The sequence below is a fragment of the Rhodococcus sp. IEGM1339 genome (assembly GCF_050321925.1).
In the GTDB taxonomy this organism is placed as follows: Bacteria; Actinomycetota; Actinomycetes; order Mycobacteriales; family Mycobacteriaceae; genus Rhodococcus; species Rhodococcus pyridinivorans.
In genome coordinates this window covers 1-26,294 of the sequence record NZ_JBNQFT010000001.1, presented here as the reverse complement: position 1 = coordinate 26,294, position 26,294 = coordinate 1, and the positions used below count along the sequence as shown (strand labels likewise).

The 26,294-nt window shown below is 68.9% G+C and carries 24 protein-coding genes and 1 pseudogene; 12 read left to right on the top strand and 13 right to left on the bottom strand.

Features of this window, described 5'->3' with window-relative positions:
* Window positions 1-80: 80 nt before the first annotated feature.
* Window positions 81-419, top strand: coding sequence for a YciI family protein (locus ACQR3U_RS00125; protein WP_019289286.1), 339 nt, complete (start codon window positions 81-83; stop codon window positions 417-419).
* 3 nt (window positions 420-422) lie between these two features.
* Window positions 423-1,673, top strand: a complete 1,251-nt coding sequence (locus ACQR3U_RS00120) for an RNA polymerase sigma factor (RefSeq protein ID WP_230809436.1) — start codon at window positions 423-425, stop codon at window positions 1,671-1,673.
* Between the two features lie 250 nt (window positions 1,674-1,923).
* Here ACQR3U_RS00120 and ACQR3U_RS00115 read toward each other — a convergent pair whose 3' ends face one another.
* The 3 genes from ACQR3U_RS00115 to ACQR3U_RS00105 form a co-directional block, all read right to left on the bottom strand.
* Entirely contained in the window at window positions 1,924-2,073 is a 150-nt protein-coding gene (locus ACQR3U_RS00115; RefSeq protein ID WP_080678450.1) for a phospholipase effector Tle1 domain-containing protein, read from the bottom strand.
* A gap of 52 nt (window positions 2,074-2,125) precedes the next feature.
* Window positions 2,126-2,614, bottom strand: a complete 489-nt coding sequence (locus ACQR3U_RS00110) for an SRPBCC domain-containing protein (RefSeq protein ID WP_019289288.1) — start codon at window positions 2,612-2,614, stop codon at window positions 2,126-2,128.
* A gap of 411 nt (window positions 2,615-3,025) precedes the next feature.
* Complete coding sequence (locus tag ACQR3U_RS00105) at window positions 3,026-3,307, bottom strand: hypothetical protein (RefSeq protein WP_139192958.1); 282 nt, start codon at window positions 3,305-3,307, stop codon at window positions 3,026-3,028.
* An 88-nt stretch (window positions 3,308-3,395) separates the two neighbouring features.
* On the opposite strand from ACQR3U_RS00105, the gene ACQR3U_RS00100 reads away from it, so the two are divergent.
* Both ACQR3U_RS00100 and ACQR3U_RS00095 read left to right on the top strand, forming a co-directional pair.
* Entirely contained in the window at window positions 3,396-4,184 is a 789-nt protein-coding gene (locus ACQR3U_RS00100) for a hypothetical protein (protein WP_231780697.1), read from the top strand.
* Window positions 4,185-5,954 (top strand): GMC family oxidoreductase N-terminal domain-containing protein, encoded by a 1,770-nt coding sequence (locus ACQR3U_RS00095; RefSeq protein WP_230809434.1) that lies wholly within the window; start codon window positions 4,185-4,187, stop codon window positions 5,952-5,954.
* A gap of 370 nt (window positions 5,955-6,324) precedes the next feature.
* On the opposite strand, the gene pgl is transcribed toward ACQR3U_RS00095, so the two are convergent.
* The 5 genes from pgl to tkt are packed head-to-tail and all read right to left on the bottom strand — an operon-like array spanning window position 6,325 to window position 12,780.
* Window positions 6,325-7,086: a 6-phosphogluconolactonase gene (gene pgl / locus ACQR3U_RS00090; RefSeq protein ID WP_019289290.1), complete on the bottom strand. Its 762-nt coding sequence runs from the start codon at window positions 7,084-7,086 to the stop codon at window positions 6,325-6,327.
* Complete coding sequence (gene opcA / locus ACQR3U_RS00085) at window positions 7,079-7,999, bottom strand: glucose-6-phosphate dehydrogenase assembly protein OpcA (RefSeq protein ID WP_006551488.1); 921 nt, start codon at window positions 7,997-7,999, stop codon at window positions 7,079-7,081. The genes pgl and opcA overlap by 8 nt, the downstream gene beginning before the upstream one ends.
* Window positions 7,984-9,525, bottom strand: coding sequence for a glucose-6-phosphate dehydrogenase (zwf, locus tag ACQR3U_RS00080; RefSeq protein ID WP_006551489.1), 1,542 nt, complete (start codon window positions 9,523-9,525; stop codon window positions 7,984-7,986). Before zwf ends, opcA begins: the two co-directional genes overlap by 16 nt.
* Window positions 9,526-9,527: 2 nt before the next feature.
* Window positions 9,528-10,673, bottom strand: a complete 1,146-nt coding sequence (gene tal, locus ACQR3U_RS00075) for a transaldolase (RefSeq protein WP_230809433.1) — start codon at window positions 10,671-10,673, stop codon at window positions 9,528-9,530.
* Window positions 10,674-10,677: 4 nt separating this feature from the next.
* The gene (gene tkt, locus ACQR3U_RS00070) at window positions 10,678-12,780 is read right to left on the bottom strand and encodes a transketolase (protein ID WP_230809432.1); all 2,103 of its coding nucleotides are present in this window, start codon (window positions 12,778-12,780) and stop codon (window positions 10,678-10,680) included.
* A gap of 212 nt (window positions 12,781-12,992) precedes the next feature.
* On the opposite strand from tkt, the gene ACQR3U_RS00065 reads away from it, so the two are divergent.
* Window positions 12,993-13,970, top strand: a complete 978-nt coding sequence (locus ACQR3U_RS00065; protein ID WP_230809431.1) for a heme o synthase — start codon at window positions 12,993-12,995, stop codon at window positions 13,968-13,970.
* Between the two features lie 64 nt (window positions 13,971-14,034).
* Here ACQR3U_RS00065 and ACQR3U_RS00060 read toward each other — a convergent pair whose 3' ends face one another.
* Window positions 14,035-15,000 (bottom strand): quinone oxidoreductase family protein, encoded by a 966-nt coding sequence (locus ACQR3U_RS00060; RefSeq protein ID WP_219130325.1) that lies wholly within the window; start codon window positions 14,998-15,000, stop codon window positions 14,035-14,037.
* 23 nt (window positions 15,001-15,023) lie between these two features.
* Between ACQR3U_RS00060 and ACQR3U_RS00055 the strand changes: the two genes are divergently transcribed.
* Window positions 15,024-15,365: a hypothetical protein gene (locus ACQR3U_RS00055; RefSeq protein ID WP_006551494.1), complete on the top strand. Its 342-nt coding sequence runs from the start codon at window positions 15,024-15,026 to the stop codon at window positions 15,363-15,365.
* Between the two features lie 71 nt (window positions 15,366-15,436).
* Here ACQR3U_RS00055 and ACQR3U_RS00050 read toward each other — a convergent pair whose 3' ends face one another.
* The 4 genes from ACQR3U_RS00050 to mptB all read right to left on the bottom strand — a co-directional run bounded on the left by ACQR3U_RS00050 (window position 15,437) and on the right by mptB (window position 19,948).
* Window positions 15,437-16,402: a COX15/CtaA family protein gene (locus ACQR3U_RS00050; protein ID WP_230809430.1), complete on the bottom strand. Its 966-nt coding sequence runs from the start codon at window positions 16,400-16,402 to the stop codon at window positions 15,437-15,439.
* A gap of 68 nt (window positions 16,403-16,470) precedes the next feature.
* On the bottom strand, window positions 16,471-17,268 hold the full coding sequence (locus ACQR3U_RS00045; RefSeq protein WP_006551497.1) for an ABC transporter permease: 798 nt from the start codon (window positions 17,266-17,268) through the stop codon (window positions 16,471-16,473).
* Window positions 17,265-18,209, bottom strand: a complete 945-nt coding sequence (locus ACQR3U_RS00040; RefSeq protein ID WP_064060309.1) for an ABC transporter ATP-binding protein — start codon at window positions 18,207-18,209, stop codon at window positions 17,265-17,267. Before ACQR3U_RS00040 ends, ACQR3U_RS00045 begins: the two co-directional genes overlap by 4 nt.
* An 11-nt stretch (window positions 18,210-18,220) precedes the next feature.
* Complete coding sequence (gene mptB / locus ACQR3U_RS00035) at window positions 18,221-19,948, bottom strand: polyprenol phosphomannose-dependent alpha 1,6 mannosyltransferase MptB (RefSeq protein ID WP_371850703.1); 1,728 nt, start codon at window positions 19,946-19,948, stop codon at window positions 18,221-18,223.
* A gap of 73 nt (window positions 19,949-20,021) precedes the next feature.
* On the opposite strand from mptB, the gene ACQR3U_RS00030 reads away from it, so the two are divergent.
* The 6 genes and pseudogenes from ACQR3U_RS00030 to sufU all read left to right on the top strand — a co-directional run.
* Complete coding sequence (locus ACQR3U_RS00030) at window positions 20,022-20,840, top strand: helix-turn-helix transcriptional regulator (RefSeq protein ID WP_230809429.1); 819 nt, start codon at window positions 20,022-20,024, stop codon at window positions 20,838-20,840.
* 115 nt (window positions 20,841-20,955) lie between these two features.
* Window positions 20,956-22,401 carry a Fe-S cluster assembly protein SufB gene (sufB, locus tag ACQR3U_RS00025; RefSeq protein WP_024100815.1) on the top strand — a complete coding sequence of 482 codons (1,446 nt, stop codon included), beginning with the start codon at window positions 20,956-20,958 and terminating at the stop codon, window positions 22,399-22,401.
* Window positions 22,402-23,613 (top strand): Fe-S cluster assembly protein SufD, encoded by a 1,212-nt coding sequence (gene sufD, locus ACQR3U_RS00020; RefSeq protein WP_230809428.1) that lies wholly within the window; start codon window positions 22,402-22,404, stop codon window positions 23,611-23,613. It begins immediately after the preceding gene.
* A gap of 51 nt (window positions 23,614-23,664) precedes the next feature.
* Complete coding sequence (gene sufC, locus ACQR3U_RS00015; protein WP_064060313.1) at window positions 23,665-24,453, top strand: Fe-S cluster assembly ATPase SufC; 789 nt, start codon at window positions 23,665-23,667, stop codon at window positions 24,451-24,453.
* Between the two features lie 4 nt (window positions 24,454-24,457).
* Window positions 24,458-25,711, top strand: coding sequence for a cysteine desulfurase (locus ACQR3U_RS00010; RefSeq protein ID WP_016691728.1), 1,254 nt, complete (start codon window positions 24,458-24,460; stop codon window positions 25,709-25,711).
* 4 nt (window positions 25,712-25,715) lie between these two features.
* A pseudogene (gene sufU, locus ACQR3U_RS00005) lies at window positions 25,716-26,174 on the top strand (Fe-S cluster assembly sulfur transfer protein SufU); the annotation flags it as partial.
* Window positions 26,175-26,294 lie beyond the last annotated feature (120 nt).

Here is a 26,294-nt window from a genome sequence, read left to right as displayed (position 1 = left end):
TCTCGTCGGGCGTCGATCCGACAGGTGTCCGTTCGTCGTGATGGTGTAGGACGAACACCACACAGACGGGAGCGACCGCCATGAAGTACATGCTGTTGATCTACGCATCCACGACCGACGAGGCCACCTGCACCGTCGAGGACTGGCAGGACTACGAGAAGGCGATGCGCGACGCGGGTGTCCTCGTGTCCGGGCACGCCCTGCAGGATCTCGTCACCGCGACGACCGTGCAGGTCGACGCGGACGGACGACGCACGGTGACCGACGGACCGTTCGGCGAGAGCCGCGAGGTGCTCGGCGGATACGACGTCATCGACGTCGGCAGCCTCGACGAGGCACTCGACTGGGCGGCACGCTGTCCCGGATCGCGGGACGGCGGCACGGTCGTCGTGCGGCCGATCGCCGACTTCGGGGACTGAGCGATGGGGGAGCCGGCCTCGGCCGTCGAGTCGGTGTTCCGCGAGGAACACGGCCGGCTCCTCGCCGCGCTCGTCCATCGCTTCGGCGACCTCGACCTCGCCGAGGAGGTCGCATCGGAGGCACTCGAGGCGGCGCTCGTGCACTGGCCGGTCGACGGTGTGCCCGAGCGTCCGGGCGCTTGGCTGCTCACCACGGCCAGGCGCCGAGCGCTGGATCGGGTGCGCCGCGACCGCGTGTATGCGACGCGACTGGCGGAACTCGCCGTCGACACCGAACGTCGCGCGTCGTACGAACCGCCCGATGCCGGAGAACTGACGGACGACCGCCTCGAACTGTTCTTCACGTGCGCCCACCCCGCCCTCGCGGCGGACGACCGCGTCGCGCTGATCCTGCGCTGCCTCGGTGGTCTCACGACGAACGAGGTCGCGCGGGCCTTCCTCGTCCCGTCGCCGACGATGGCCCAGCGGATCGTGCGGGCCAAGAAGAAGATCCGCGGTGCCCGCATCCCGTTCCGGGTACCCGGACCGGACGAGTTGCCGGAGCGCCTGCCGGTGGTGCTCGCGGCGCTGTACTCGATCTTCACCGAGGGCTATGCCGCGAGCAGCGGTGAACATCTGCAACGCCTCGCCCTCGCAGAGGAGGCGGTCCGCCTCACCCGCATCCTGCACCGTCTGATGCCGACGGAACGGGAGGTGAGCGGGTTGCTCGCGCTGATGCTGCTCGTCCATGCCCGCCGGGACGCACGCACCGACCCGACCGGCGCCGTCATGCTGCTCGACGTGCAGGACCGCACCCGATGGGACCGCGCGATGATCGAGGAGGGCAGCGCACTGGTGGTCGCCGCACTCACCGGACGACCACCCGGCCCGTACGGGGTGCAGGCCGCGATAGCCGCGTTGCACGACGAGGCGAGCGACGTCGACAGCACCGACTGGCCGCAGATCATCGCCCTCTACGACGTACTGACCGCCCTGAGCCCGTCACCGATCGTCGCACTGAACCGCGCCGTGGCGGTCGCGATGCGCGACGGGCCCGCGGCCGGACTCGAACTCCTCGACGGACTCGCCGACGAGCCGAGTATCCGCGACTACGGACCGCACGTGGTGGCACGAGCCGAGTTGCTGGCTCGGGTCGGCCGGAAAGGTGAAGCGGCCGAAGCGTATCGGCGGGCGCTCGAGCTCGCCGGTACCGAACCCGAGCGGCGCCACCTCAGGGCGAGGTCGGCGGAGCTGTCGCGTTCACGGGAGTTGTGACCGACCCCGGTGCGCCGAGACCTCCGATGGGGGCGGAGCGGCGCGGTCCGGCGGTTCGTATGGCCGGATACCTCGAGGTCGTAGCGCATCGGCGTGTACCACTCCGGATCGACCCAGTGCGGATTCCGTAGCCGGGTCGCCAGACCGTCCTCCCGGAGCTCGACGCTCTCGTGGATCTTCAGTCCTTCGGGCGATCGTGCCCCGCCGAGGATCTCACGAGTTCCTCGCCCGATGAGCCACCAGATGCGGCTCATCCGGGTCGGCGTCGCCGTCGCGCTCGTCTGTTCCGGCAGTCCTCGAATCCACCGCCGACGTCGGAGTGGACGCCCGTGAACCAGACCTCCTCGATCCGGTCGTTGGCGACCTCGTCCACCTTGTACGGCCTGCGGTACTCGTCGATGGAGATTTCCGGTGGTGCTCGTCGGGCGGATCACTGCAGCGAAAGGCGCCGGTCAGCGGTATTCGTCGACCAGGTCGAGGTAGTCGTCCCACAACGGCGGGCGGGTGCCGGCCAGTGCTGCGTCGAGGCGGTCGAGGTAGTACTGCCACCCCGGCCCGATCTCTCCGGCCTCCGAGCGCGGGACGTGCCGGTGTGTGAACTCGAGGGTGGTGACCTTCCCGACCTGACGCAGCACCACCTCGAGCTGCCACCCGTCCACGTCGACGGCGAATCCCTCGGGGGGAGAACACCGGAGGATGTCGACGTAGGTGGTGGCCGAATCGTGGTCGTCCGTCATGGTCAGGAGCACACGGCCCGTAGCGGGGTCGCCGATGTACGTGCCGTACCAACGGCCCAGCTTCTCCGAATCGGTGAGTGCCGCCCAGACCTCACCGATCGGGAGCAGGAAGTTGCGGTGGTAGATCAACCGCACCAGCGACGAGTCGCTCGGGCAATCGCGCTCCGGGCTCACTTCGCCTGTGATCGTCCTCGGCGTGCTCATCACGGCTCCTCTCGATGGGCGCTCGCCTTATCGAAATTGTCCTGCATCCGGCTGCCGGTGCGGTCCGTTTCACCGCGATGGGTCCTCCCGCTGTGTAGTGCGCTGCTCGAATCCGTTCACAGGATCGTCCCGATCCGGCACGGCGGGGTGAACCGTCGGTACAGGGACGAGATCCTCGAACTCGGATGGCGGCAGTCGTGGAGGTCGTTGTCCGGCACTTCGGTCCTCACAGATACCGGTTCACCGACGACGGGAGCCTCCGCGATCCTCACCAGCCAGTGGCGAAAGCCGCCACCGGCACCGCCACGCTGGTCACGAGCATGCACCACAACGTGACAGTGTGCAGACGGCGGCGGGAACGAGCCTCGGTGCCGCCGAGATGTGTCTCCGCTGTGGCGCGGAGGGGACGACCTATCCGTGGCGGATCAGCGCCTCCCAGGGCCACTGCCGCTGCGGGTCGGTCGGTACGCGACGTTCGAGCGGTGCGCACGCGAGCGTCCGGCCGTCCGCGTCGGTGATGTGCAATCGCGAAGGCGTCGCATTGCGCAGTCCGGCAGGTGCCGTGTCCGAGGCCGGCGCAAGAACGTCGGCGCGACGCTCGTCGCCGGGACGATCAGCAGGAGCATCGTCCCGGCCTCGGAGTGTCTCCAGGACGGACGCGAACCGGTTGCTCTCCCTCTTCTTCTGCAACATGATTCCCACCCCGTCGCACCGATCGGCCGTGTTCGAATCCTGCACGCCCCGTGCGCGGACGGCACGGGTAGCGAGCTACCCGATTTCCGTGGATCGCTCCACCGGTCCGTGCGACCCGCCGGACGATCCGGACGACATTCCGCAATCGTTCCACGACATCTCGTACGCTGCACCACGGCAACGACGAGGGGGCGACGTGGACGACCCGCAGCACGGGTACTGGAACAGGCGGCGTTTTCTCGCCGGGACGGCCGCGACGATGGCGGCGTTGATCGGCACCGCAGGGGTGCTCGCGAGCGAAGCCGACGCGAGTCCGCTGAACGAGACGCCGCCCGTACGCGACACGATCAACGGGGTGCTCGCGTTCGTCGCACCCGGCAACGACCCGTACTCGCACCAACAGGGCGTGTGGACCGACCGGCCCGGCGGCGTCACCGCCGGCACCGCGGAATCCCTCGAGCGAACCCTGGACCAGGCCTCGCCGATGCCGCTGCTCGGACCCGAGGCGGGCAACCTGCCCGGCGCCGCGGCGATCGCGGTGCTGCTCAACACTTTCGGTGTCACCGCCGACCCGCGTTCGGTGAGTGGTCCGTTCGCAGCGCCGTTCGCGAACCTGAGTCATGCCGCGAAGGCGCAGGTCTTCGAATGGCTCGACACCGACCCGCGTTTCGAAGGTCTGGTGCTGAAATTCGTGGTCAACGCGATTCCCACGCTGGCGGCCTTCGCGGCGTTCTCGGAGGTCTCCGCGTACAACCGTACTCGGCGCGAGCTCACGGGGCGGCCGGTCGGCTGGGAGTTGAGCCGCTATGCAGGGCCGAGTGACGGGTGGGACGAGTTCCTGGGCTACTACGGCGAAATCGACGAGGTGGAGGGATAGATGACCGACGTCATCGTCATCGGCGCCGGGGGTGGCGGACCCGTCGTGGCCAAGGAACTCGCAGCGCGCGGCCTCGACGTGCTCGTTCTCGAAGCAGGACCCCGTTTCGCCGACCCGGAGAACGAGTGGACCCACTTCGAGGACGACATCAACAATCCGATCACCGGGCTGTTCCGTCACGGGCCCGGAGACCGCTCGCGGCCCCCGTGGCTACGTGATCTGCCCCAGAACTCGTTCGTGTGGCAGGTGTCCGGCGTCGGTGGCACCACGCTCCACTTCTTCGGGAACTCACCCCGAGCGGCACCCGGCGCGTTCTCCGGATACGACGGCGCCGACCGCGACATGTACGACACGGCGCACCTGTTCCCCTTCGGATACGACGAGCTGCGTCCCTACTACGAGTGGGTGGAGGCCACGCTGCCCGTGCAGACCGCACCGATGGGCGCCAAGGAGCAGTTGTTCCTGCGGGGTGCAGCCGCCATGGGGCTGCCGCATCAGACCTCGCTCGACACCACCGGGCCCGCCCACCGCGCCCAGCAGAACGCGATCCTCCAACCCGGTGGCACCGCCGGCCGCACCCGCGACCGCGCGCGTCTGCACCATCCCGAAGCGCGGGGCTGCACGATGTGCGGGCACTGCTATCAGGGCTGTTTCCTGCCGCTGGGGGCGCCGCGAAATCTCAAGGCCAAACGCTCCACCGACAACTCGTACGTCCCGATGATGCTCACCGCAGACGCGTGGTCACCCCAGGGGCGTGCCGTCACCCTGATCGCCGATGCGGTGGTCTCCGAGATCCTCGTCGAAGAAGTGAACGGGGAGACCGTGGCACACGGCGTGCGGTTCACGACAGCGGGGGAGGAGCACGAGGCGACCGCCCCGGTGGTGGTGCTGGCGGCCGGGTGCATCGAAAGCTCGAGATTGTGGCTGAACTCGACGCTGCCCAATCCGAACGGATGGGTCGGCCGCGGCCTCACCGACCACCACATGGACGCGGTCTTCGGCGTCTTCGACGAGTACACCGGGCAAACGCGCGGACCGGGATCCAACGCGCGCGTCGATCTGCCCGGCTACGGCGGGATCGAGCAGGTCGGCCTGCCCCCGGCGTTGATCGCATACGCGCTGAACTTCAGCGACTCCGGCATCCACGGGTACGGACGTGCCGGAGGTGTCGTCGATTCGGCGGGGGCGGACAGTGTGGGTCGGCTCGTCGGACGCGACCTGCTCGACACGATGGCGGACGCCGACCGCGTCCTCGCGGCGCTCGTCATCTCGGACGACGACGTCGAACCGGACAACCGCGTGACGCTCTCGCCGATCCTGTATCCGGACGAAGGCGGTCTGGCGCCGCGGGTGACCGTGCAGCATCGCAGGCGCTCGGCTCGTACCCGGCGCAATCGTGACTACGCGACCCGCAAGGCCGTCGAGTTGATGAGGGCGGCGGGCGCGAAGAGGGTGCATCGCTGCGACTGGCCGCCGCTGATCCTGCACTCGCAGTCGAGCATGAGGATGGGGGTGAGCGACCGGGATTCGGTGCTCGACGCCGATGCGGAGGCCCGGTGGGTGAGAAGGCTGTTCGTCGCCGACAACTCGGCGCTCGCCAACAGTCTCGGAGGTCCGAACCCGACGTTGACGACGCAGGCGATCGCCACCCGCACGGCGGAGAAGATCTTCGCGAAGTACTTCGGCGGCGATCCCTGGGTGGCACGGGAGAACCCGGTGTCGTCGATCGACGACCGCGTCACCGCCGCGGTGATCGAACGGGGTATCTGACCGTTCGCTCCCGGATCGGAACGGCCGATTTCGTCCCGAGTGGAACCGTCGGGCGTCCCGGCGCGTCGAACGAGACAGAGGGCCGTGACGACAACGGTCCACGACGGGAGGAGCTCACCGGCATGGACCCACGAACGGTGCGATGTGTCCCGGGTCGATCACCACTGCGCGCGCTGCGCTCGACGGCAGGGCCGCGATCGATGAATCGGATGCGGTGTGTGCGAACCGGTGTCGACGACGGCGACACCGCCGGTACTTCGGAGGGGCGCCGTGTGGAGACGGACGACGCCGACGATCCCGACTTCGACGGCGCGGGCGCATGACGGCCGGATCGCCGATCACGGCGTCGGACTCCCGACGCTCCGCCCGGTCACTGCGCCGGGAGTTGCTCTGCGGCAGCCGGATCGAGGAACCACACGGTGCGTTCGGTGCCGTGGGCGCCCGCGGACGGGAAGTCCTCCGGTGCGGCACCGCCCACGGCCGCCGCGACGGCCTCCGCCTTGGCGGCACCGGTGACCAGCAACCAGACCTGCCGCGCCCGCTGCACGGCGGGCAGCGTCAGCGTCACCCGGGCCGGCGGCGGCTTCGGGGAGTCGTCGACACCCACCACGAAACGCTCCGACTCGCGCACCGCGTCGGTGTGGGGGAACAGCGAATTGATGTGTCCCTCACCGCCCATGCCGAGCAGGTGCACGTCGAAGACCGGCACGGTGCCGTCGGGGGAGTGCGCCGCGAGGAGTTCGGCGTACCGCTGGGCCGAGTCCTCCGGTGTGCTGCACCCGTCCTCGCCGAGCGCCGGCATGGTGTGGATGCGTGCCGGGTCGATCGGCACGTGGTCGAGCAGAGCCCCACGGGCCTGCACCTCGTTGCGATCCGGATCGCCGGGCGGCAGGAAACGCTCGTCGCCGAAGTAGACGTTCACCGCCGACCAGTCGATGGCGCCCTGGTCGCGACGCACGTGCTCGAGCATCGCGATACCGGTACCGCCGCCGGTGAGCACGACGTGGGCCTGCACCCGCTCGCGCTGCGCGGCGACGACGGCATCGACGAAGGCGGACGCCGCGGCGCGGGCGACCTCGTCGGCGTCGGCGAAACGCCGGATCTCGGACGGAGTGCGGGCCGTGTCAGACATAATCCACCTTCGGCAGGGCCGACAACGCGGCTTCGTAGACTTCGTCGGGATCGAGGCGACGCAGTTCCTCGGCGAGACATTCGGCCGAGTTCCGGCGCGCCAGGCTGATCAGCGAATCGGGCTTGTGGGTGCGTTCGAGGGTCGCCACGCGACCTTCCTGCGGGCGTTCCAGGGCGATCGTCTGCGACGCCGTGCGCAGTTCCACCCTCAGCTCGCCGACGGATCGCTCGACGGGGCAGTCGAGACGGCTCGCGAGCCACCCCGCGATCAGATCGACGGCCGGTTCGGTCCGCAGCCCCGACACGCGTGCCGAGAGCACTGGCTCGTAGGGCGGCTGATCGAGTGCCGAGACCAGCAGCGCCCGCCAGTAGGTGATGCGGGCCCAGGCCAGATCCGTGTCGCCCGGCCGGTAACCGGACAGGCGGGTCGCGAGATCGGCACGCGGGTCGTCGGAGTTGGTCACGTCGGTGATGCGGCGGACGGCGAGACGACCCACCGGGTCCTCGGCCGGGACCGCGGGGGCCTGGTTGGGCCACCACGCGACGACGGGGGTGTCCGGAAGGAGGAAAGGCACCACGACCGATTCCTGATGTTCACCGAGTTCGCCGTGCAGGGCGAGGATCAATGCCTCGGAGGCACCCGCTTCACCGGCGACCCGGATCTCCGCGTCGAGCCGCGACGGACCGTCCTGTCGTCCGCGACCGACGACGATGACGCGGCAGGGATGTTCCTTCGACGCCTCGGTGGCGGCCGTGATCGCGGCGTCGAGGCCTCGCGCGTCGCCGGCGCACACGATAAACGTGAGAACACGGCCCTGCGTGACCATTCCACTCGACCGTCGCAGCTCCACCAGCTTGCGACTGATGGCATTCGCGGAGGTGTTGCGCAACTGGAGCCTCACGGACGCCTCCATTCCCGGCCGGTACGCCGCAGCATCTCGTCGGCCGATTGCGGACCCCAGGTGCCGGACTCATAAGGTTCCGGTCGCCCGTTCGCCGCCCAGTGCTCGAGCACCGGATCGAGGATCTTCCAGGACAATTCGACTTCCTCGTCCACCGGGAACAGTGACGGGACGCCGAGGAGCACGTCGAGGATCAGGCGCTCGTAGGCCTCGGGGGAGGAGACCGTGAATGCCTGGCCGTAACTGAAGTCCATGTTCACGTCCCGGACCTCCATCTCGGAGCCGGGCACCTTCGACCCGAAGCGCATCGTGATGCCCTCGTCGGGCTGCACGCGGATCACCAACGCGTTCTGACCGAGCTCCTCGGTCATGGTCTTGTCGAACGGCAGGTGCGGGGCCCGCTTGAAGACCACCGCGATCTCGGTGACGCGGCGGCCGAGGCGCTTGCCGGTGCGCAGGTAGAAGGGCACACCCGCCCAGCGGCGGGTGTCGACCTCGAGGGTGATGGCCGCGTACGTCTCGGTGGTCGAATCCGCCGCGAAACCCTTCTCCTCGAGCAGTCCGACGACCTTCTCGCCGCCCTGCCAGCCGGATGCGTACTGGCCGCGCGCGGTGGTCTCGTCGAACGGCTCCGCCGGCCGGGTCGCCGACAGCACCTTGATCTTCTCCGCGTGCAGCTCCGACGCCGCGAAGCTCACCGGTTCCTCCATCGCGGTGAAGGCGAGCAGCTGCAGGAGATGGTTCTGGATGACGTCGCGGGCCGCGCCGATGCCGTCGTAGTAGCCGGCGCGACCACCGAGGCCGATGTCCTCGGCCATCGTGATCTGCACGTGGTCGACGTAGTGCGCGTTCCACACCGGCTCGAACATCTGGTTCGCGAAACGCAACGCGAGGATGTTCTGGACCGTCTCCTTGCCGAGATAGTGATCGATGCGGAAGACGGATTCCTCGGAGAACACCTCACCGACAACCGAATTGAGCTCGCGCGCACTCTCGAGGTCGTGCCCGAACGGCTTCTCGATCACGACGCGGCTCCACGAGCCGCCGCGTTCCGCGGCCAGACCCGAACGCGACAGCTGCCCGCACACCACGGGGAAGGCGTCCGGGGGAACCGACAGGTAGAACGCGTGGTTGCCACCCGTACCGCGTTCGCGGTCGAGCTTCTCGAGGGTCGTCGCGAGCTCCGCGAACGCCGCATCGTCGTCGAAGGTGCCCTGCACGAAGCGGATCCCCTCCGCGAGGCGCTGCCAGACCTCCTCGCGAAAGGGGGTACGCGAATGCTCACGCACCGCGTCGTGGACCACCTGACCGAAGTCCTCGTCGGCCCAATCCCTCCGGGCGAAACCGACGAGCGCGAATCCGGGCGGCAGAAGGCCGCGGTTGGCGAGATCGTAGACGGCGGGCATCAACTTGCGCCGGGCCAGATCGCCGGTCACGCCGAAGATCACCAGCGCGCACGGGCCGGCGATACGGGGCAGTCTGCGATCTCTGTTGTCCCGGAGCGGATTCACCCACTCCGCCGCACCGGATTCGGGCACGTTCAGCCCTCCGCGCCCGGCGCGTGAGCCGCGAGCTGTTCCGCCGTCGCCGCGAGCAGGTCCTTCCACGCCACGACGAACTTCTCCACACCCTCATCCTCGAGCTTGCGGAAGACGTCGGGAAGATCCACACCGACCGATGCCAGCGCGTCGAAGACCTGCTGGGAGGAGGCGATGTTGCGGGTGACGGTGTCGCCCGTGACCTCACCGTGGTCGGCGACGGCCTCGAGGGTCTTCTCCGGCATCGTGTTCACGGTGTTCGGCGCGACCAACTCGGTGACGTAGAGGGTGTCGGGGTAATCGGGGTTCTTCACACCCGTCGACGCCCACAACGCACGCTGGGGAACGGCACCCGCCTCGGCGAGCTGCTCGAACCGCGTCCCGCCCTCGAACGCGCGCTGGTACGCGCCGTACGCGAGCCGCGCGTTGGCGAGACCTGCCTTGCCACGCAGAGCCAGCGCCCGGTCGGTGCCGATCTCCTCGAGGCGCGGGTCGATCTCGGTGTCGACACGCGAGACGAAGAACGACGCGACCGAGCGGATCTTCGACAGGTCGTGACCGGAGGCCTTCGCCGCGGTCAGGCCGTCGAGGTAGGCCTCGATGACCCGCTCGTAGCGCTCGACCGAGAAGATCAGCGTGACGTTGACGCTGACACCCTCACCGATCACCCGGGCGATGGCCGGCAGACCCGCCATCGTCGCCGGGATCTTGATGAACAGGTTCGGGCGGTCGACGACGCGCCACAGCTCGAGGGCCTGCTGGACGGTCTCGTCCGTCTTGTGCGCCAGACGCGGGTCGACCTCGATCGACACCCGTCCGTCGAGGCCGTCCGTGGCCTCGAACACCGGCGCGAGGACGTCGCAGGCCGCGCGCACGTCGTCGGTGGTGACGGTGCGGATCGCCTCGGTGGCGTCGGCACCGGCGGCGGCGAGATCGCGGATCTGCGCGTCGTAGGCATGGCCCTTCGACAGGGCGGCTTGGAAGATCGACGGGTTGGTCGTCACACCCACGACACTGCGGGTCGCGACGAGCTCGGCGAGCTTGCCGGAGTCGATGAGGTCGCGGGACAGGTCGTCCAGCCACACCGAGACACCCTGGGCGGACAGTTCGGCCAGCGCAGCGTTCTGCGTGGAGGTCTGCTGGGTCATCGGATCATCCCTTCACTCGGGTCAGCGAGCGACGCGCGGCGTCGACGACGGCCTCGGCAGTGATGCCGAACTCGCGGTACAGGGTCTTGTAATCGGCGGAGGCGCCGTAGTGCTCGAGCGAGACCGGCTCACCGGCGTCGCCGATGAGGCGGTACCACGGCATCGCGAGACCGGCCTCGACGGACACGCGGGCGCGCACCGACGGGGGCAGCACCTCGTCGCGGTAGGCCTGGTCCTGCTCGAGGAACCGGTCGAGCACCGGCACGGAGACGACGCGGGTGGGCACACCGTCGGCCTCGAGGGTCTCGCGGGCGGCAACGGCGAGCTGGACCTCGGAACCGGTCGCGAGGATCACGACCTCCGGGGTGCCCGACGAGGCCTCGGCCAGGATGTAGGCACCGCGGGCGACACCCTCGGCGGCCTTCTCCCGCGTGCCCTCGAGCACCGGCACGTTCTGACGGGTCAGCGCCAGAGCGGTCGGGCCGGTGCGGTTTTCCAGCGCGGCCTTCCACGCGAACGACGTCTCGTTGGCGTCGGCCGGGCGGATCACGGCGAGATTCGGGATCGCGCGCAGCGCCGCGAGGTGCTCGATCGGCTGGTGCGTCGGGCCGTCCTCACCGAGACCGATCGAATCGTGCGTCCACACGTAGATCGCCGGGGTCTGCATGAGGGCCGCGAGACGCACCGCGGGCCGCATGTAGTCGGAGAAGACGAGGAAGGTGCCGCCGTAGGGGCGGGTCGGGCCGTGCAGGGCGATGCCGTTGAGGATCGATCCCATCGCGTGTTCGCGGACGCCGAAGTGCAGGGTGCGTCCGTAGGGCTGCGCGTTCCAGTCCTTCGTGGAGATCGACTCGGGACCGAAGGAGTCGGAACCGGGAATCGTCGTGTTGTTGCTGCCGGCGAGGTCGGCGGAACCGCCCCACAGCTCGGGCAGTACCGGTCCGAGCGCGGCGAGGGCCTTGCCGGACGCCGAGCGGGTCGCGGGACCGCTCTCGGTGGGCTCGTAGGTCGGCAGTGCGTCGACCCAGCCCTCCGGGAACTCACCGGCGTGCAGGCGGTCGAACAGTTCCTTGCGCTGCGGCTCGCGGGCGGCCCACGCGTCGAAGTCGGCCTGCCATGCGGCGCGTGCCTCGGTGCCGCGCGTCACGACCTGCCGGGCGTGCTCGATCACGGCCGGGTCGACGTCGAAGTTCTTCTCGGGGTCGAAGCCGAGGATCTTCTTGATCTCGGCGACCTCGTCGACGCCGAGCGCGGCACCGTGCGCGTCGCCGCTGTTCATCTTCGTCGGCGCCGGGTAGCCGATGATCGTGCGGACGGAGATGAAGGACGGACGGTCGGTGACCGCCTTCGCGGTCTCGACGGCCTCGAGCAGGGCGGTGACGTTCTCGCCGCCCTCGACGGTCTGCACGTGCCAGCCGTATGCCTCGTAGCGCTTGGAGACGTCCTCACCGAGAGCGATCGCGGTGTCGTGCTCGATGGAGATCTTGTTGTCGTCGTAGAAGACGATCAGGTTGCCGAGCTGCTGGACACCGGCGAGCGAGGACGCCTCGGAGGTCACGCCCTCCTCGATGTCGCCGTCGGACGCGATCACATAGACGTAGTGGTCGAACGGGCTCGAGCCGGCGGGCGCCTCGGGATCGAACAGACCGCGCTCGCGGCGGGCGGCCATCGCCATGCCCACGGCGGAGGCCAGACCCTGACCCAGTGGGCCGGTGGTCATCTCGACGCCGGCGGTGTGGCCGTACTCGGGGTGGCCCGGGGTGAGCGAACCCCACGTGCGCAGCGCTTCGAGGTCGGCGAGCTCGAGTCCGTAGCCGGACAGGTACAGCTGGGTGTACAGCGTCAGGCTCGAATGTCCGCACGAGAGCACGAAGCGGTCGCGGCCGACCCACTCGGGGTCGGTCGGATCGTGGCGCATCACACGCTGGAAAAGGGTGTACGCGAGGGGAGCGAGGCTCATCGCGGTACCGGGATGCCCGTTTCCGGCCTTCTGCACGGCGTCGGCGGCGAGCACGCGCGCGGTGTCGACGGCCTTGGTGTCCAGGTCGGTCCAGTCGGCAGGATGCGCAGGCTGGGTGAGGGTGCGGATCTCGTCTGTGATCGACACGAGCTTGAAGTCTCCTGACATGGGTGTACGGGGTCCCGGCGGGTGGAAGTCGGCCCGCGCGCTACTTCAGACTAATGCGCTGCTCCGAACGGGTCGATTCGGTCCGGGCAACGGTCCGGTCTACCATCGTTCGTAGTAGAGGAGCGTCCGGAACCGGGCGGCCGTGAACGGGCGAAACGAAGGTGCGGATCCGCGTGGGACAAGGAGACAGTGTGCGGGCAGGGCGACGGCCGGGAGGACACGGCTTCGGCGCCCCCGAAGCGCCGAGCGCCCCGCGCCCCGACACCGCGTGGGGCCGGATCTCCGGCACCGTCCTCGCCTACATAGCGTTGACCAAGCCGCGGGTGATCGAACTCCTGCTGGTCGCGACCATTCCCGCGATGCTGTTCGCCGACCGCGGCAACGTCGACATCGTGCTCATCCTGAGCACCCTGTTCGGCGGCTGGATGGGTGCGGCGAGCGCCAACTCGCTCAACTGCGTCGTCGACGCCGACATCGACAAGGTGATGAAACGCACGGCGTTGCGTCCGCTCGCCCGGCAGACGGTGCCGACACGCAACGCCCTCGTCTTCGGCATGCTGCTCGGCATCGCGTCCTTCGCGTGGTTGTGGTGGCGCGCCAACCTGTTGGCCGGACTGCTGGTCGTGGCGACGATCGCGTTCTACGTGCTCGTGTACACGATGGTGCTCAAACGCCGGACCTGGCAGAACGTGGTCTGGGGCGGGGCTGCCGGATGTATGCCCGTGATGGTCGGCTGGGCCGCCGTGACGGGTTCGCTGAGCTGGGAACCCGTCGTGTTGTTCCTGGTCATCTTCTTCTGGACGCCGCCGCACACCTGGGCGCTCGCGATGCGTTACAAGGAGGACTACAAGGCAGCCGGCGTGCCGATGTTGCCGGTCATCGCCACCGAGCAGCACGTCACGAAGCAGATCGTGCTCTACACCTGGGCGACCGTGATCGCGACGCTGGTGATCGTCCCGGCCGCCGGTGTGATCTACGCGGCCGTCGCGCTGCTCGCGGGCGCCTGGTTCCTGATCGTCGCGCACCAGCTGTTCAACAGTGTGCGCGGCGGGGCGTCGGTCAAGCCGCTCAAGCTGTTCCTCCAGTCCAACAACTACCTCGCGGTGGTGTGCCTGGGCCTGGCGATCGACTCCGTGCTCGCACTGCCGACGATCGGCTCGTACTTCTGATCCACGCTTCACGACGAACGCCCCGGCCGAGCGGCCGGGGCGTTCGTCGTGCCGGGTCCGGAGATCACGGGATCAGGACGATCGATCCGGTGGTCCGGCGTCCTTCGAGATCGGCGTGGGCGCGGGCGGCCTCGGCGAGGGGATAGCTCGCTCCCACGCGGAGCTTCAGCGACCCGTCGGCGAGCGCCGCGAGCACGTCGCCCGCCCGCCACAGCAGCTCCTCGCGGTCTCGGGTGTAGTGCACGAGGGTCGGCCGCGTGACGAACAGCGAACCCGCCGGGTTCAGCCGCTGCAGGTCGAAGGGCGGGACGGGTCCGCTCGCGGCACCGAACAGCGCGACCGTGCCGCGCACGCGGACGGACGCGAGCGACGCCTCGAAGGTCGCGGCACCGACACCGTCGTAGGCTGCGGCCACCCCCTCGCCGTCGGTGAGCTCGCGCACCTTCTCGGCGAGGTCGTCGCCGTAGCGCAGCACGTCCGCGGCGCCGGCCTCCCGCGACAGGGCCTCCTTCTCGTCGGAGGACACGGTGGTGATCACCCGCACGCCCTTCGCGACGGCGAGTTGCGTCAGGATCAGCCCCACACCACCGGCACCTGCGTGGACGAGCACCGTCTCGCCGGGCTGTGCCGGGTGGACGGAGTTCAGCAGGTAGTGCGCGGTCATGCCCTGCAGGAGGACCGAGGCGGCCTGCTCGGCCGGCACCGAGTCCGGGACCGGCACGGCGACCTGCTCGCGGACGCGGACCAGTTCGGCGTACGAGCCGGGTGCCTCGCACCACGACACTCGGTCGCCTACCGCCGTGTCCCGCACACCCTCGCCGAGGGCGACGACCGTGCCCGTGCCCTCCGAGCCCGGGATGTACGGCAGCTCCGTGCCGTAGAGGCCGGTGCGGAAGTAGGTGTCGATGAAGTTGACGCCGATCGCGTCGGTGCGAACCAGCAGCTCACCCGGTCCGGGCGAGGGGTCGGGTCGTTCGACGGGGACGAGGACGTCGGGGCCTCCGTGCTGTGCCACTTCGATTGCGTGCATAGCGCTCACAGTATTCTGCAGACATGAGCGTCGAAACACAGGTCGTGGCCGCACCGGCCGACATCGTCTCGTCCATCCGCAGCTTCGTCGCCGAGCACGGAGGTTCCGGGAAGGCCGTGCTGCAGCCGATCGGTCTGTCCGGCGTCCGGATCACCGTGGTCGCCGCCGACGGCACCCTCGGCGACCGCGTCGCGAAGGACCTCCCGACGGCGCGCGCCATCGTCGAGGAGATCCCCGACGTCACCGTCTCCGAGTGGGACCGCGAGGTCACCAGCATCGCCAACCCGCAGAAGGGTCACTGGGCGAAGATGGCCGGTTGGGTGGCACGTCAGACGAAGTTCCCCAAGGCCCGCAACGAGCGCTGACCGCCCGACATCCGTACGACGATACGCGGCCCCTTCCCGGAAGTCCGGGGAGGGGCCGCGTCGTCGAACGGTCAGGCCGGAACGGGCTCGCGATCCGGTGCGGTCGTGCGCGTCCGTCCGGCCGCCCAGACCGCGGCGGTCGCCGCCGTGCACAGTCCGGCGCCGGCGACGTGGAAGACGACCAGCACGGCAGGCACGTCCGTCCAGAACTGGACGAGGCCGATGCCGGCCTGTGCGACCACCAGGGCCAGGACGACCTTCAGACGCAGCGTGACGGCTCGGGGTGCATGGACCGCGTAGACGGCGAAGGTGAGGCCGATCAGCAGCGCGAGATAGCCGATGAGCGCTTCGGCGTGCAGGTGGACGAGATTGGTGATGTCGAGCGCGAGGCGCGGGACGGGTCTGTCGACGCTCTTGTCTCCGGCGTGCGGGCCGGCGCCGGTGACCATCGTGCCGAGCACGAGGACCACGGCGAGCGCGACACCCGACAAGGCGGTGAGCCGGCGCAGCGGCTGGGGCAATACCTGCACCACCGTGCCGTCGTCCGGCTCGCTCACCTTCGCGTAGAGCACTGTCGCCAGCCACACCATGAGCATCGATGCGAGCAGGTGGATCGCGACCGTCCACCAGGCGAGACCGGCCAGGACGGTGATGCCGCCGATGATCGCCTGCAGCACGGTGCCTGCCGGCATCAACCACGCCCAGGCGATGACCTCCTTGCGGCGCCGCGCACGGGTGACGGCCAGGACGATCGCGGCTGCGACGGCCACGACCACGAAGGTCAGCAGCCGGTTGCCGAACTCGACCACCTGGTGCAGGGTGTTCACCCCGCTCGACACACCCACCGGGACCAGCGACCCGGGGAAGCACTGCGGCCAGGTCGGGCAACCCAGTCCGGAGGCAGTGACGCGGACGACCGAGCCGGTCACTGCGATGCCGCCCTGGGTGAGAATCGTGAGGAACGCGAGGATCTTCTGCGTCCGCAGCGACGGCAGGGGGAGACGGTCGACAAGGCTCAGGTAGCCGCGATACAACACGGTTCGATGGTACGGCGTGAACCACTACACGCTGTAGTTGGGTCGTGCCCGATCGGGCCGCCCACGACTCAGGTGAAGCGGAACCAGCGCGCCGCGGCGGTGCCGCCGATCACCGTCCACACGAGCAGCGAGACGATCGACAACCAGTCGAACACACCCGAGGTGGCGTTCTCGAGCGCGAGCGTCAACGCCCCCGACGGCACGATCCGCAGCAGGTGGACCACCGCTTCGGGGATCACGTCGCCGAGCACCACGACGCTGCCGATGCCCAACAGCACGAACCACACGATGTTCGCGAGGGCGAGCACGATCTCGGCGCGCAGGGTTCCACCGAGCAGCAGCCCCAGTGTCGCGAACATCACCGTGCCCAAGGCGATGACGACCGCCCCGATGAGCAGGTCGACGGGGGAGGGGCGCCAGCCCAGGGCCAGCCCGATGGCACCGAGCAACACGGCCTGCAGGACGACGACGATGCCCACCGCCGCGCTCTTGCCAGCGATGATTCCCCACTTGGGCAGCGCGGTCGCGCCGATCCGCTTGAGGGCGCCGTAGCGGCGGTCGAAGCCCACGGCGATCGCCTGACCGGTGAACGCCGTCGACATCACGGCCACCATCATCACCGCTGGCAGCACGCTGTCGACCCGCGAGTCGCCGAGATCGCCGATCGGTAGCAGCGACAGGCCGATCAGCAGCGTGATCGGAATGAACATGGTCAGTAGGAGCTGCTCGCCGTTGCGCAGCAGCAACTTGAGTTCCATGGCGGTCTGCGCCGCGAGCATCTTCGACGGCGAGTTCGGCTGCGGTCGCGGGGTGAAGGTCCCTTCCGCAAACCGGTTGTTCGCCAGACGATCGTGGGTCACGCTCACCCTCTCAACTCCCGACCGGTCAACTCGAGGAAGACGTCCTCGAGGCTGCGCTGATCCACCCTGATCTCGGTTGCCAGTGCGCCCAGATTCGCGCACCAGGTCGCCACCGCCGCGACGACGGACGGTTCGATCGTGCCCTCGACGAGATACCGCCCGGGATTGTCCTCCCGGATCCGGTGGGTGCCGGCCAGGGCGGACTGCAGGGCACTCAGGTCGAGGCCCGAAGGCGCGGACAGCCACAGCTGGCCCTCGGCGCCGTCGCGGGTGACTTCGTCGGGTGTCCCTGCGGCGACCACCCGCCCGTGATCGATGATGACGATCTCGTCGGCGAGCTCTTCCGCCTCGTCCATGAGGTGGGTGGTGAGCAGCACGCTCACACCGTCGCGGCGCAGTGCGTCGATCAGTTCCCAGACGAGCAGCCGGGCCTGTGCGTCGAGACCCGCCGTCGGTTCGTCGAGGAACACCAGTTCGGGGCGCCCCACCAGCGCGCATGCGAGCGCGAGGCGTTGCTGTTGTCCGCCCGACAATCGGCGGTAGGGGGTGCGGCGGGCGTCGGTGAGCCCGAGACGCTGGAGCAGCCAGTCGGGGTCGAGGGGATCCGCCGAGTACGCCGCCACCAGGTCGAGCATCTCACCGGCCCGCGAACCGGGATAGGCGCCGCCACCCTGCAGCATCACGCCGATCCGGGGTCGGAGGGCGTCGGAATCGGCGACGGGATCGAGCCCCAGGACGCGGACTGTGCCCACATCGGGAGTGACGAACCCCTCGCACATTTCCACAGTGGTGGTCTTACCGGCGCCGTTCGGGCCGAGGAGGGCGAGCACCTGGGCGCGTTCGACGGTCAGATCGAGACCGTTCACGGCGGTGACGCCCCCGTAGGTCTTGACGACGCCGTCCAGGCGCACGGCCGGTACCGCACCGGCGGGAGAACTCGGGGTCACAGGGTTCCAGCCTAGGCGTCCGCGGTTTCCGCCGGACGCGGTGGTGTGCGCTCCTGCAGCCGCCACGGCAGCCGGGAGCGTGTGGCGACGATGATCAGACCGACCACGACGATGGTCGCGATCGACGCCTGGACGATGATGAACGGTTGGTATTCGCTGCCGTTGGGCATGAGGATCATGCCGACAACCGACGAGAACGCGATGGTGGGGATCCGGAAGACCGGACGGGTCGCCCAGGCCGCGAGCGGGATCACCGCCCACAGCAGGTACCACGGTTGCACGACCGGGAAGAGCAGCACGATCGCGCCCAGCGAGACCCCCAGCGCACCGACCGGATGGATCCGTCCCATGAGCACCGCGAGCAGCATGCGCATCGTGACGAAAGCGGCCACCAGCGCTGCGATGGGGCGCGTGATGGACAGCACGGCCGTCGTGTGGTCGCCGAGACCGAGCAGCACGCCGCCGAGGCCGGTACCCATGCCGAGCAGGGTCGGGATCGACATCCAGCTGCGGACCTCCGTGGCGGTGCCCAGGGTCTTCGTCCAGCCGAAGCCCAGGCCGCTGCCCCAGCTCACAGCGCCGATGACGACGCAGGTCCCGATGCCGAGGATCGCGGCGGCGGCGAGCACGGCGCGGAAGCCGCCACCCCACTTGCGGGCAAGGGCCATGCCGACGAATCCGAGCGCGAGCAGCGAGGGCACCTTGATCATCGACGACAGGGCGATCAGCGCGGTGCCGGCCGCGAGCCACCCCGCGAGACGCAGGCGCGAGGCCGCCTCGTCGTCCGGGTGGACGGCCCGCAGCGCGAGCTCGACACCGGCGAGCATGAGCCCGAGCATCAGGGCCTCGTTGTGGATGCCCGCGACCAGGTGGAAGAGCAACAGCGGGTTCGCGGCACCGAGCCACAACGCGCTCACCGACGCAACGCCGCACCGGCGGGCGAGCCGCGGCAGCGCCCACACGATCAGGGCCACACCCACGAGTGCGAGCAGCCGGTGGACGAAGATGCCGGCCACGATGTTCTCGCCCGTGAGGTACGTGATCTTCTCGCCGATCCACAGGAAGGCCGGGCCGTAGGGGGCCGAGGTGTCGCGCCAGATGTTCGGCACCGTCCGGGTCAGGACGTGGTCGACCCCCAGCGCGCCGGCCGGACCGATCGCGTAGGGATCGAGCCCGCGCGCGGCAATCTCGCTCTGCGCGAGATACGAGTAGACGTCCTTGCTGAACATCGGCGGAGCGACGACCAGCGGAAGGATCCACAGCAGCAAGGTGCGGTCGAGCTGCGAGCGGGACAGTCGGCGCACGGGACCGTCCGGTGCGCCCCGGCCGATCGCGAACCGGCCGAGCAGCAACCAGGCGAGGATCACCAGCGCCGTGCCGATCATGGTCGTCGTGAGGGCGGCGCTCGGCATGCGTGCCGCCAGTCCGAGGGCGCGGACGCCTTGCACGGGGTTCTGCAGGACCGGCTGGGCGCCGGCGCCGAGTGCCCCGACTGCCATGAGGACGGCACCGGTGGCGCCGAGCAGCCGGATGCGGTGGAGGTAGACGTTCTCGATCGCGTCGAGTCCGCGACCTTCGATCTCGTCGCCGTGCAGGACGACCGAGACATCGGCGTGTGGTCCCGGGGCGTCGAGGCCCAGAGCGCGTCGGATCCATACGTGCAGCCGTTCGCGGACCCCGGATCGGCCCGGCGACGGAGACGTCGTGTGCGGGGCGGACAGGGGAGGAGTCGACGGCACGTCAGAAGCGTAACGGGACGGCGAGGGTGCTCTCCGACGGCTCCGTCACGAGGTGTAACAAAGGGCACCCTTGGTGGACCGCGCTTCCGAATTCCGTCACACTGGTGTTGTGAAATACCCGTCCGACACCACCGACACCGCAGAACGCGCAGGTCACGCACCTGCCGCGAAGGCGTCGCGCGTCGAGGACACCCGCAAGAATCCTGCTTCGACGGGCCGCGAGATCCCGGAGGGTCAGACCCGCGCCGCCGTCGTGCAGCTGCTGCTCGAAGAAGGTCCCATCACCGCGCCGGAGATCGGCGAGCGTCTGGGGCTCAGCGCCGCGGGCGTGCGACGCCATCTCGACGCGCTCATCGAGTCCGGTGAGGCGCAGGCCGCCGCGCCGCCGCGCAGGCAAGGACGCGGTCGTGGCCGCCCCGCCCGCCGCTTCCAGCTCACCGCCGTCGGACGCGCCCGCCTCGGGCACTCCTACGACGATCTCGCCACCGCCGCCATGCGGCACCTCCGCGAACTCGGCGGCGACGCTGCCGTGGAGGACTTCGCACGCCGCCGTGTGGACTCGATCCTCGGCACCATCGCGCCCGCCGACGAGAACCTCGACGACGTCGAGAGCGTCGCCGAGGAGATCGCCGGAGCGTTCACCGCCTCCGGTTTCGCCGCCTCGACCCGCCGCGTCGGCACCGGCGTGCAGATCTGCCAGCACCACTGCCCGGTCTCGCACGTCGCGGAGCAGTTCCCCGAACTGTGCGAGGCGGAGCAGGAGGCCTTCGTGCGGATCCTCGGAACCCACGTGCAACGCCTGGCGACGATCGCGAACGGCGACGCCTTCTGCACGACACACGTGCCCGTTCTCTCCAAAGCGGACGCGCCCCGTCCGGAGCCGCCTACGTGACGATCCCACCGCGAGTGCTCCGCGAACCAGGGCACATCAGGAAGACATCCACCCACCCGTCGACCGTCGACGCACAGCCCGCGCCGACGCCCACCAGACTCCGGAAGGAGCTCGCATGACCGTCGCATCGGATCAGACGTCCGGAACCGCGCCGCTGACGCAGGAAGAGACGATCGATTCTCTCGGCCACTACGAATACGGCTGGGCGGACCCCGACACCGCGGGCGCCACGGCGCAGCGCGGCCTGTCCGAAGAGGTCGTGCGGGACATCTCCGCCAAGAAGAACGAGCCCGAGTGGATGCTCGATATCCGCCTCAAGGCGCTGCGCACCTTCGACAAGAAGCCGATGCCGGTGTGGGGCTCGAACCTCGACGGAATCGACTTCGACAACATCAAGTACTTCGTGCGCTCGACGGAGAAGCAGGCCGCGAGCTGGGACGAGCTCCCCGAGGACATCAAGAACACCTACGACAGGCTGGGCATCCCGGAGGCGGAGAAGCAGCGCCTCATCGCCGGTGTCGCCGCCCAGTACGAGTCCGAGGTGGTCTACCACCAGATCCGCGAGGACCTCGAGAGCCAGGGCGTGATCTTCCTCGACACCGACTCGGGCCTGCGCGAGCACCCCGAGCTGTTCAAGGAGTACTTCGGCACGGTCATCCCGGCCGGCGACAACAAGTTCTCCGCCCTGAACACCGCGGTGTGGTCGGGTGGCTCGTTCATCTACGTCCCGCCGGGTGTGCACGTCGACATTCCGCTGCAGGCCTACTTCCGCATCAACACGGAGAACATGGGCCAGTTCGAGCGGACCCTGATCATCGTCGACGAGGGCGCCTCGGTGCACTACGTCGAGGGCTGCACCGCCCCGATCTACAAGTCCGACTCGCTGCACTCCGCGGTCGTCGAGATCATCGTCAAGAAGGGCGGCCACTGCCGCTACACGACCATCCAGAACTGGTCGAACAACGTCTACAACCTGGTGACCAAGCGCACCAAGGTCGAGGCCGGCGGCTCGATGGAATGGATCGACGGCAACATCGGTTCCAAGGTGACGATGAAGTACCCGGCAGTGTGGATGATGGGCGAGCACGCTCGCGGTGAAGTGCTCTCCGTGGCCTTCGCCGGCGAGGGGCAGCACCAGGACACCGGCGCGAAGATGCTGCACCTGGCTCCGCACACCTCCTCGACCATCGTGTCGAAGTCGGTGGCGCGCGGCGGTGGACGTGCTTCCTACCGCGGCCTCGTGCAGGTCAACAAGGGCGCCCACGGCTCGAAGTCGACCGTCAAGTGCGACGCGCTGCTCGTCGACCAGATCAGCCGTTCCGACACCTACCCGTACGTCGACATCCGTGAGGACGACGTCACGATGGGTCACGAGGCGACCGTCTCGAAGGTGAGCGACGACCAGCTGTTCTACCTGATGAGCCGCGGACTCGACGAGGACGAGGCCATGGCCATGGTGGTGCGCGGATTCGTCGAGCCCATCGCCAAGGAACTACCGATGGAGTACGCCCTCGAACTCAACCGCTTGATCGAACTGCAGATGGAAGGGGCAGTCGGCTAAATGACTGCGGAAGCGAAGAACACGCCGGCTACAGCGACGGGCGTGCAGGATGCCGTGCGTGCCGAGAACCGGGTGCCGGCAATCAACAAGGGTGAGGTCTTCACGTCCTTCGATGTGAACGCCTTCGAGATTCCGTCGGGTCGCGACGAGGTGTGGCGGTTCACCCCGCTGCGCCGCCTGCGCGGTCTGCACGACGGCACCGCTCCCGCGACCGGCACCGCGACCATCGAGGTCACCCCGGTCGACGGCGTGCAGGTCGAGACCGTGGCGCGCGACGACGCGCGACTCGGACAGGCCGGTGTGCCGTTCGACCGGATCGCAGCACAGGCGTACTCGTCGTTCGAGACCGCGACCGTCCTCACCGTCGGCCGCGAGGTCGAGGTCGCCGAGCCCGTCACCGTGACGATCACGGGACCGGGTGAGGGCGCCGTCGCCTACGGTCACGTGCAGATCCGGCTCGAGGCGTTCGCCAACCTCACGCTCGTCATCGACCAGCGCGGCAGCGGCACCTACGCCGAGAACATCGAGTTCGTGCTCGACGACAGCGCACAGCTGAAGGTCGTCGCGGTGCAGGACTGGGCCGACGACGCCGTACACGTCGCCGCGCACCACGCTCGCGTCGGCCGCGATGCCGTGCTTCGCCACTTCACCGTGGCGCTCGGCGGCGATCTCGTGCGCGTGTCGGCGACCACCAAGTACGACGGCCCCGGCGGCGACGCCGAACTGCTCGGCCTGTACTTCGCCGACGCCGGCCAGCACTTCGAGCAGCGCCTGCTCGTCGACCACTCGCAGCCGAACTGCAAGTCGAACGTCGTGTACAAGGGTGCGCTGCAGGGCGATCCGGCCTCCGGCAAGCCCGACGCGCACACCGTGTGGATCGGCGACGTGCTCATCCGCGCCGAGGCCGAGGGCACCGACACCTTCGAGCTCAACCGCAACCTGGTGCTCACCGACGGTGCGCGCGCCGACTCCGTGCCGAACCTCGAGATCGAGACCGGTGAGATCGTCGGTGCCGGACACGCGTCGGCGACCGGCCGCTTCGACGACGAGCAGCTGTTCTACCTGCGTGCTCGCGGTATCTCCGAGGAGGAAGCGCGTCGCCTCGTCGTCCGCGGCTTCTTCCACGAGCTGCTCGAGCGCATCACGGTCGCCGAGGTCCGCGAACGGCTCGAGGCCGCCATCGAGGCGGAACTCGCCGCCGTCGGCGCCTGACGGCCGTCTCCCCGTACTCCCGATACCTCTCCACTAAGGAAACGCATTTCGATGTCCACACCTTCGAACGTCCTCGAGATCAAGGACCTGCACGTCCGCGTCGCTCAGAACGACGAGAACGCTGAACCCATCGACATTCTCAAGGGCGTCGATCTCACGGTCCGCTCGGGTGAGACGCACGCCATCATGGGCCCCAACGGCTCCGGCAAGTCCACCCTGTCGTACGCGATCGCCGGCCACCCCAAGTACGAGATCACCTCGGGCAGCATCACCCTCAACGGTGAGGACGTGCTCGAGATGAGCGTCGACGAGCGCGCCCGCGCCGGCCTGTTCCTCGCGATGCAGTACCCGGTCGAGGTGCCCGGCGTGTCGATGTCGAACTTCCTCCGCACCGCCGCGACCGCCGTGCGCGGCGAGGCTCCCAAGCTGCGCCACTGGGTCAAGGAGGTCAAGCAGGCGATGTCCGAGCTGGACATCGATCAGGCCTTCGGCGAGCGCAGTGTCAACGAGGGCTTCTCCGGTGGCGAGAAGAAGCGCCACGAGATCCTGCAGCTGGGTCTGCTCAAGCCGAAGATCGCTATCCTCGACGAGACCGACTCGGGCCTCGACGTGGACGCGCTGCGCGTCGTCTCCGAGGGCGTGAACCGCTACCAGGAGAACGAGAACGGCGGCGTCCTGCTCATCACCCACTACACTCGCATCCTGCGCTACATCAAGCCGCAGTTCGTGCACGTCTTCGTGGGTGGCCGCGTCGTCGAGTCCGGCGGCCCCGAGCTCGCCGACGAGCTCGAGACCAACGGCTACGTTCGTTTCACCCAGGCAGCAACGCAAGGAGCGTGATCGGATGACGGTGCCGGTGCGGACCTTGGACATCGCCCGGATCAGGGCGGATTTCCCGATCCTCGCGCGCACGGTGCGCGACGGCAAACCCCTGGTCTACCTCGACTCGGGGGCCACCTCCCAGCGCCCGGTACAGGTGCTCGACGCCGAGCGTGAGTTCCTGGCGACGCGGAACGCGGCCGTGCACCGCGGTGCGCATGCGTTGTCGGAGGAGGCGACCGACTCGTACGAGGACGCCCGCGCTGTCATCGCGTCGTTCGTCGGGGTCGACGTCGACGAGGTGGTGTTCACCAAGAACGCCACCGAGTCGCTCAACCTCGTCGCGTACGCCTTCGCCGACGACCGGTTCCCGCACCGGCTCGGACCCGGTGACGAGATCGTCGTCACCGAACTCGAGCACCACGCGAATCTCGTTCCGTGGCAGGAACTCGCGCGGCGCACGGGTGCCACCCTGCGCTGGTACGGGGTCACCGACGACGGTCGCATCGATCTCGATTCGCTGACGCTGACCGACGCCGTGAAGGTCGTGGCGTTCACGCACCAGTCGAACGTGACCGGTGCGGTCGCTCCCGTCGAGGAGATCGTGCGGCGCGCGAAGGAGGTCGGCGCGATCGTCGTGCTCGACGCGTGCCAGTCGGTGCCGCACATGGCCGTCGACTTCCGTGCTCTCGGTGTGGATTTCGCGGCGTTCTCCGGACACAAGATGTTCGGTCCGTCCGGCGTCGGCGTTCTCTACGGTCGCCGCGACCTGCTCGCCGACGTGCCGCCGTTCATCACCGGTGGCTCGATGATCGAGACGGTGACGATGGAGGCCACGACCTTCGCCGCACCGCCGCAGCGATTCGAGGCCGGTTCGCCCATGGTCTCGCAGGCCGTCGGCCTCGGTGCCGCCGTGCGCTACCTGCAGGACATCGGGATGGACGCCGTCGCTGCACACGAACACGAGCTGACCGCTGCTGCGCTCGCCGAGCTGGGCGGCATCGACGGCGTGCGCATCATCGGACCCACGACCGCCGAACAGCGGGGCGGGGCGGTGTCGTTCGTCGTGGACGGAATCCATGCGCACGATCTCGGCCAGATCCTCGACGACGAGGGCGTGGAGATCCGGGTCGGACACCACTGCGCCTGGCCGCTGCACCGCCGCTTCGGGGTGGCCGCGACCGCCCGCGCATCGTTCGCCGTGTACAACACGCCGGACGAGGTGCAGGCACTCGGCGCGGCGATCCGGCGCGCCCAGAAGTTCTTCGGGGAGGCGTGATCCGATGCGGATGGAGCAGATGTACCAGGAAGTGATCCTGGACCACTACAAGCACCCGCACAATCGCGGACTGCGCGAACCGTTCGGCGCCGAAGTGCACCACGTCAACCCGACCTGCGGCGACGAGGTGACCCTGCGCGTGCACATCGACGGCGACACCGTCGCCGACGTCTCCTACGACGGGCAGGGCTGCTCGATCAGCCAGGCGTCGACGTCCGTGCTCACCGACCAGGTGATCGGCGTTCCGCTCGGCGATGCACTGAAGATCGTCGAGGGGTTCGTCGAGATGGTCGGCAGTCGCGGCACTGTCGAAGGCGACGAGGACCTGATCGGCGACGGCATCGCGTTCGCCGGCGTCGCGAAGTACCCGGCGCGCGTGAAGTGCGCGTTGCTGGGCTGGATGGCCTTCAAGGACGCGGTCGCGCAGACCGTGGACGCAGCCCCCGCCGACCTGGCGAGTGGCGCGCACACCCTTTCGAGCGGAGGACTCTCAATGACTGTGTCAAGCAACAGCAGCGGCCGGAGCCGGGTTGTCGATGCTGAATTCTCGGCCGTCACGCAACAACGCCCACAGAACATCGAC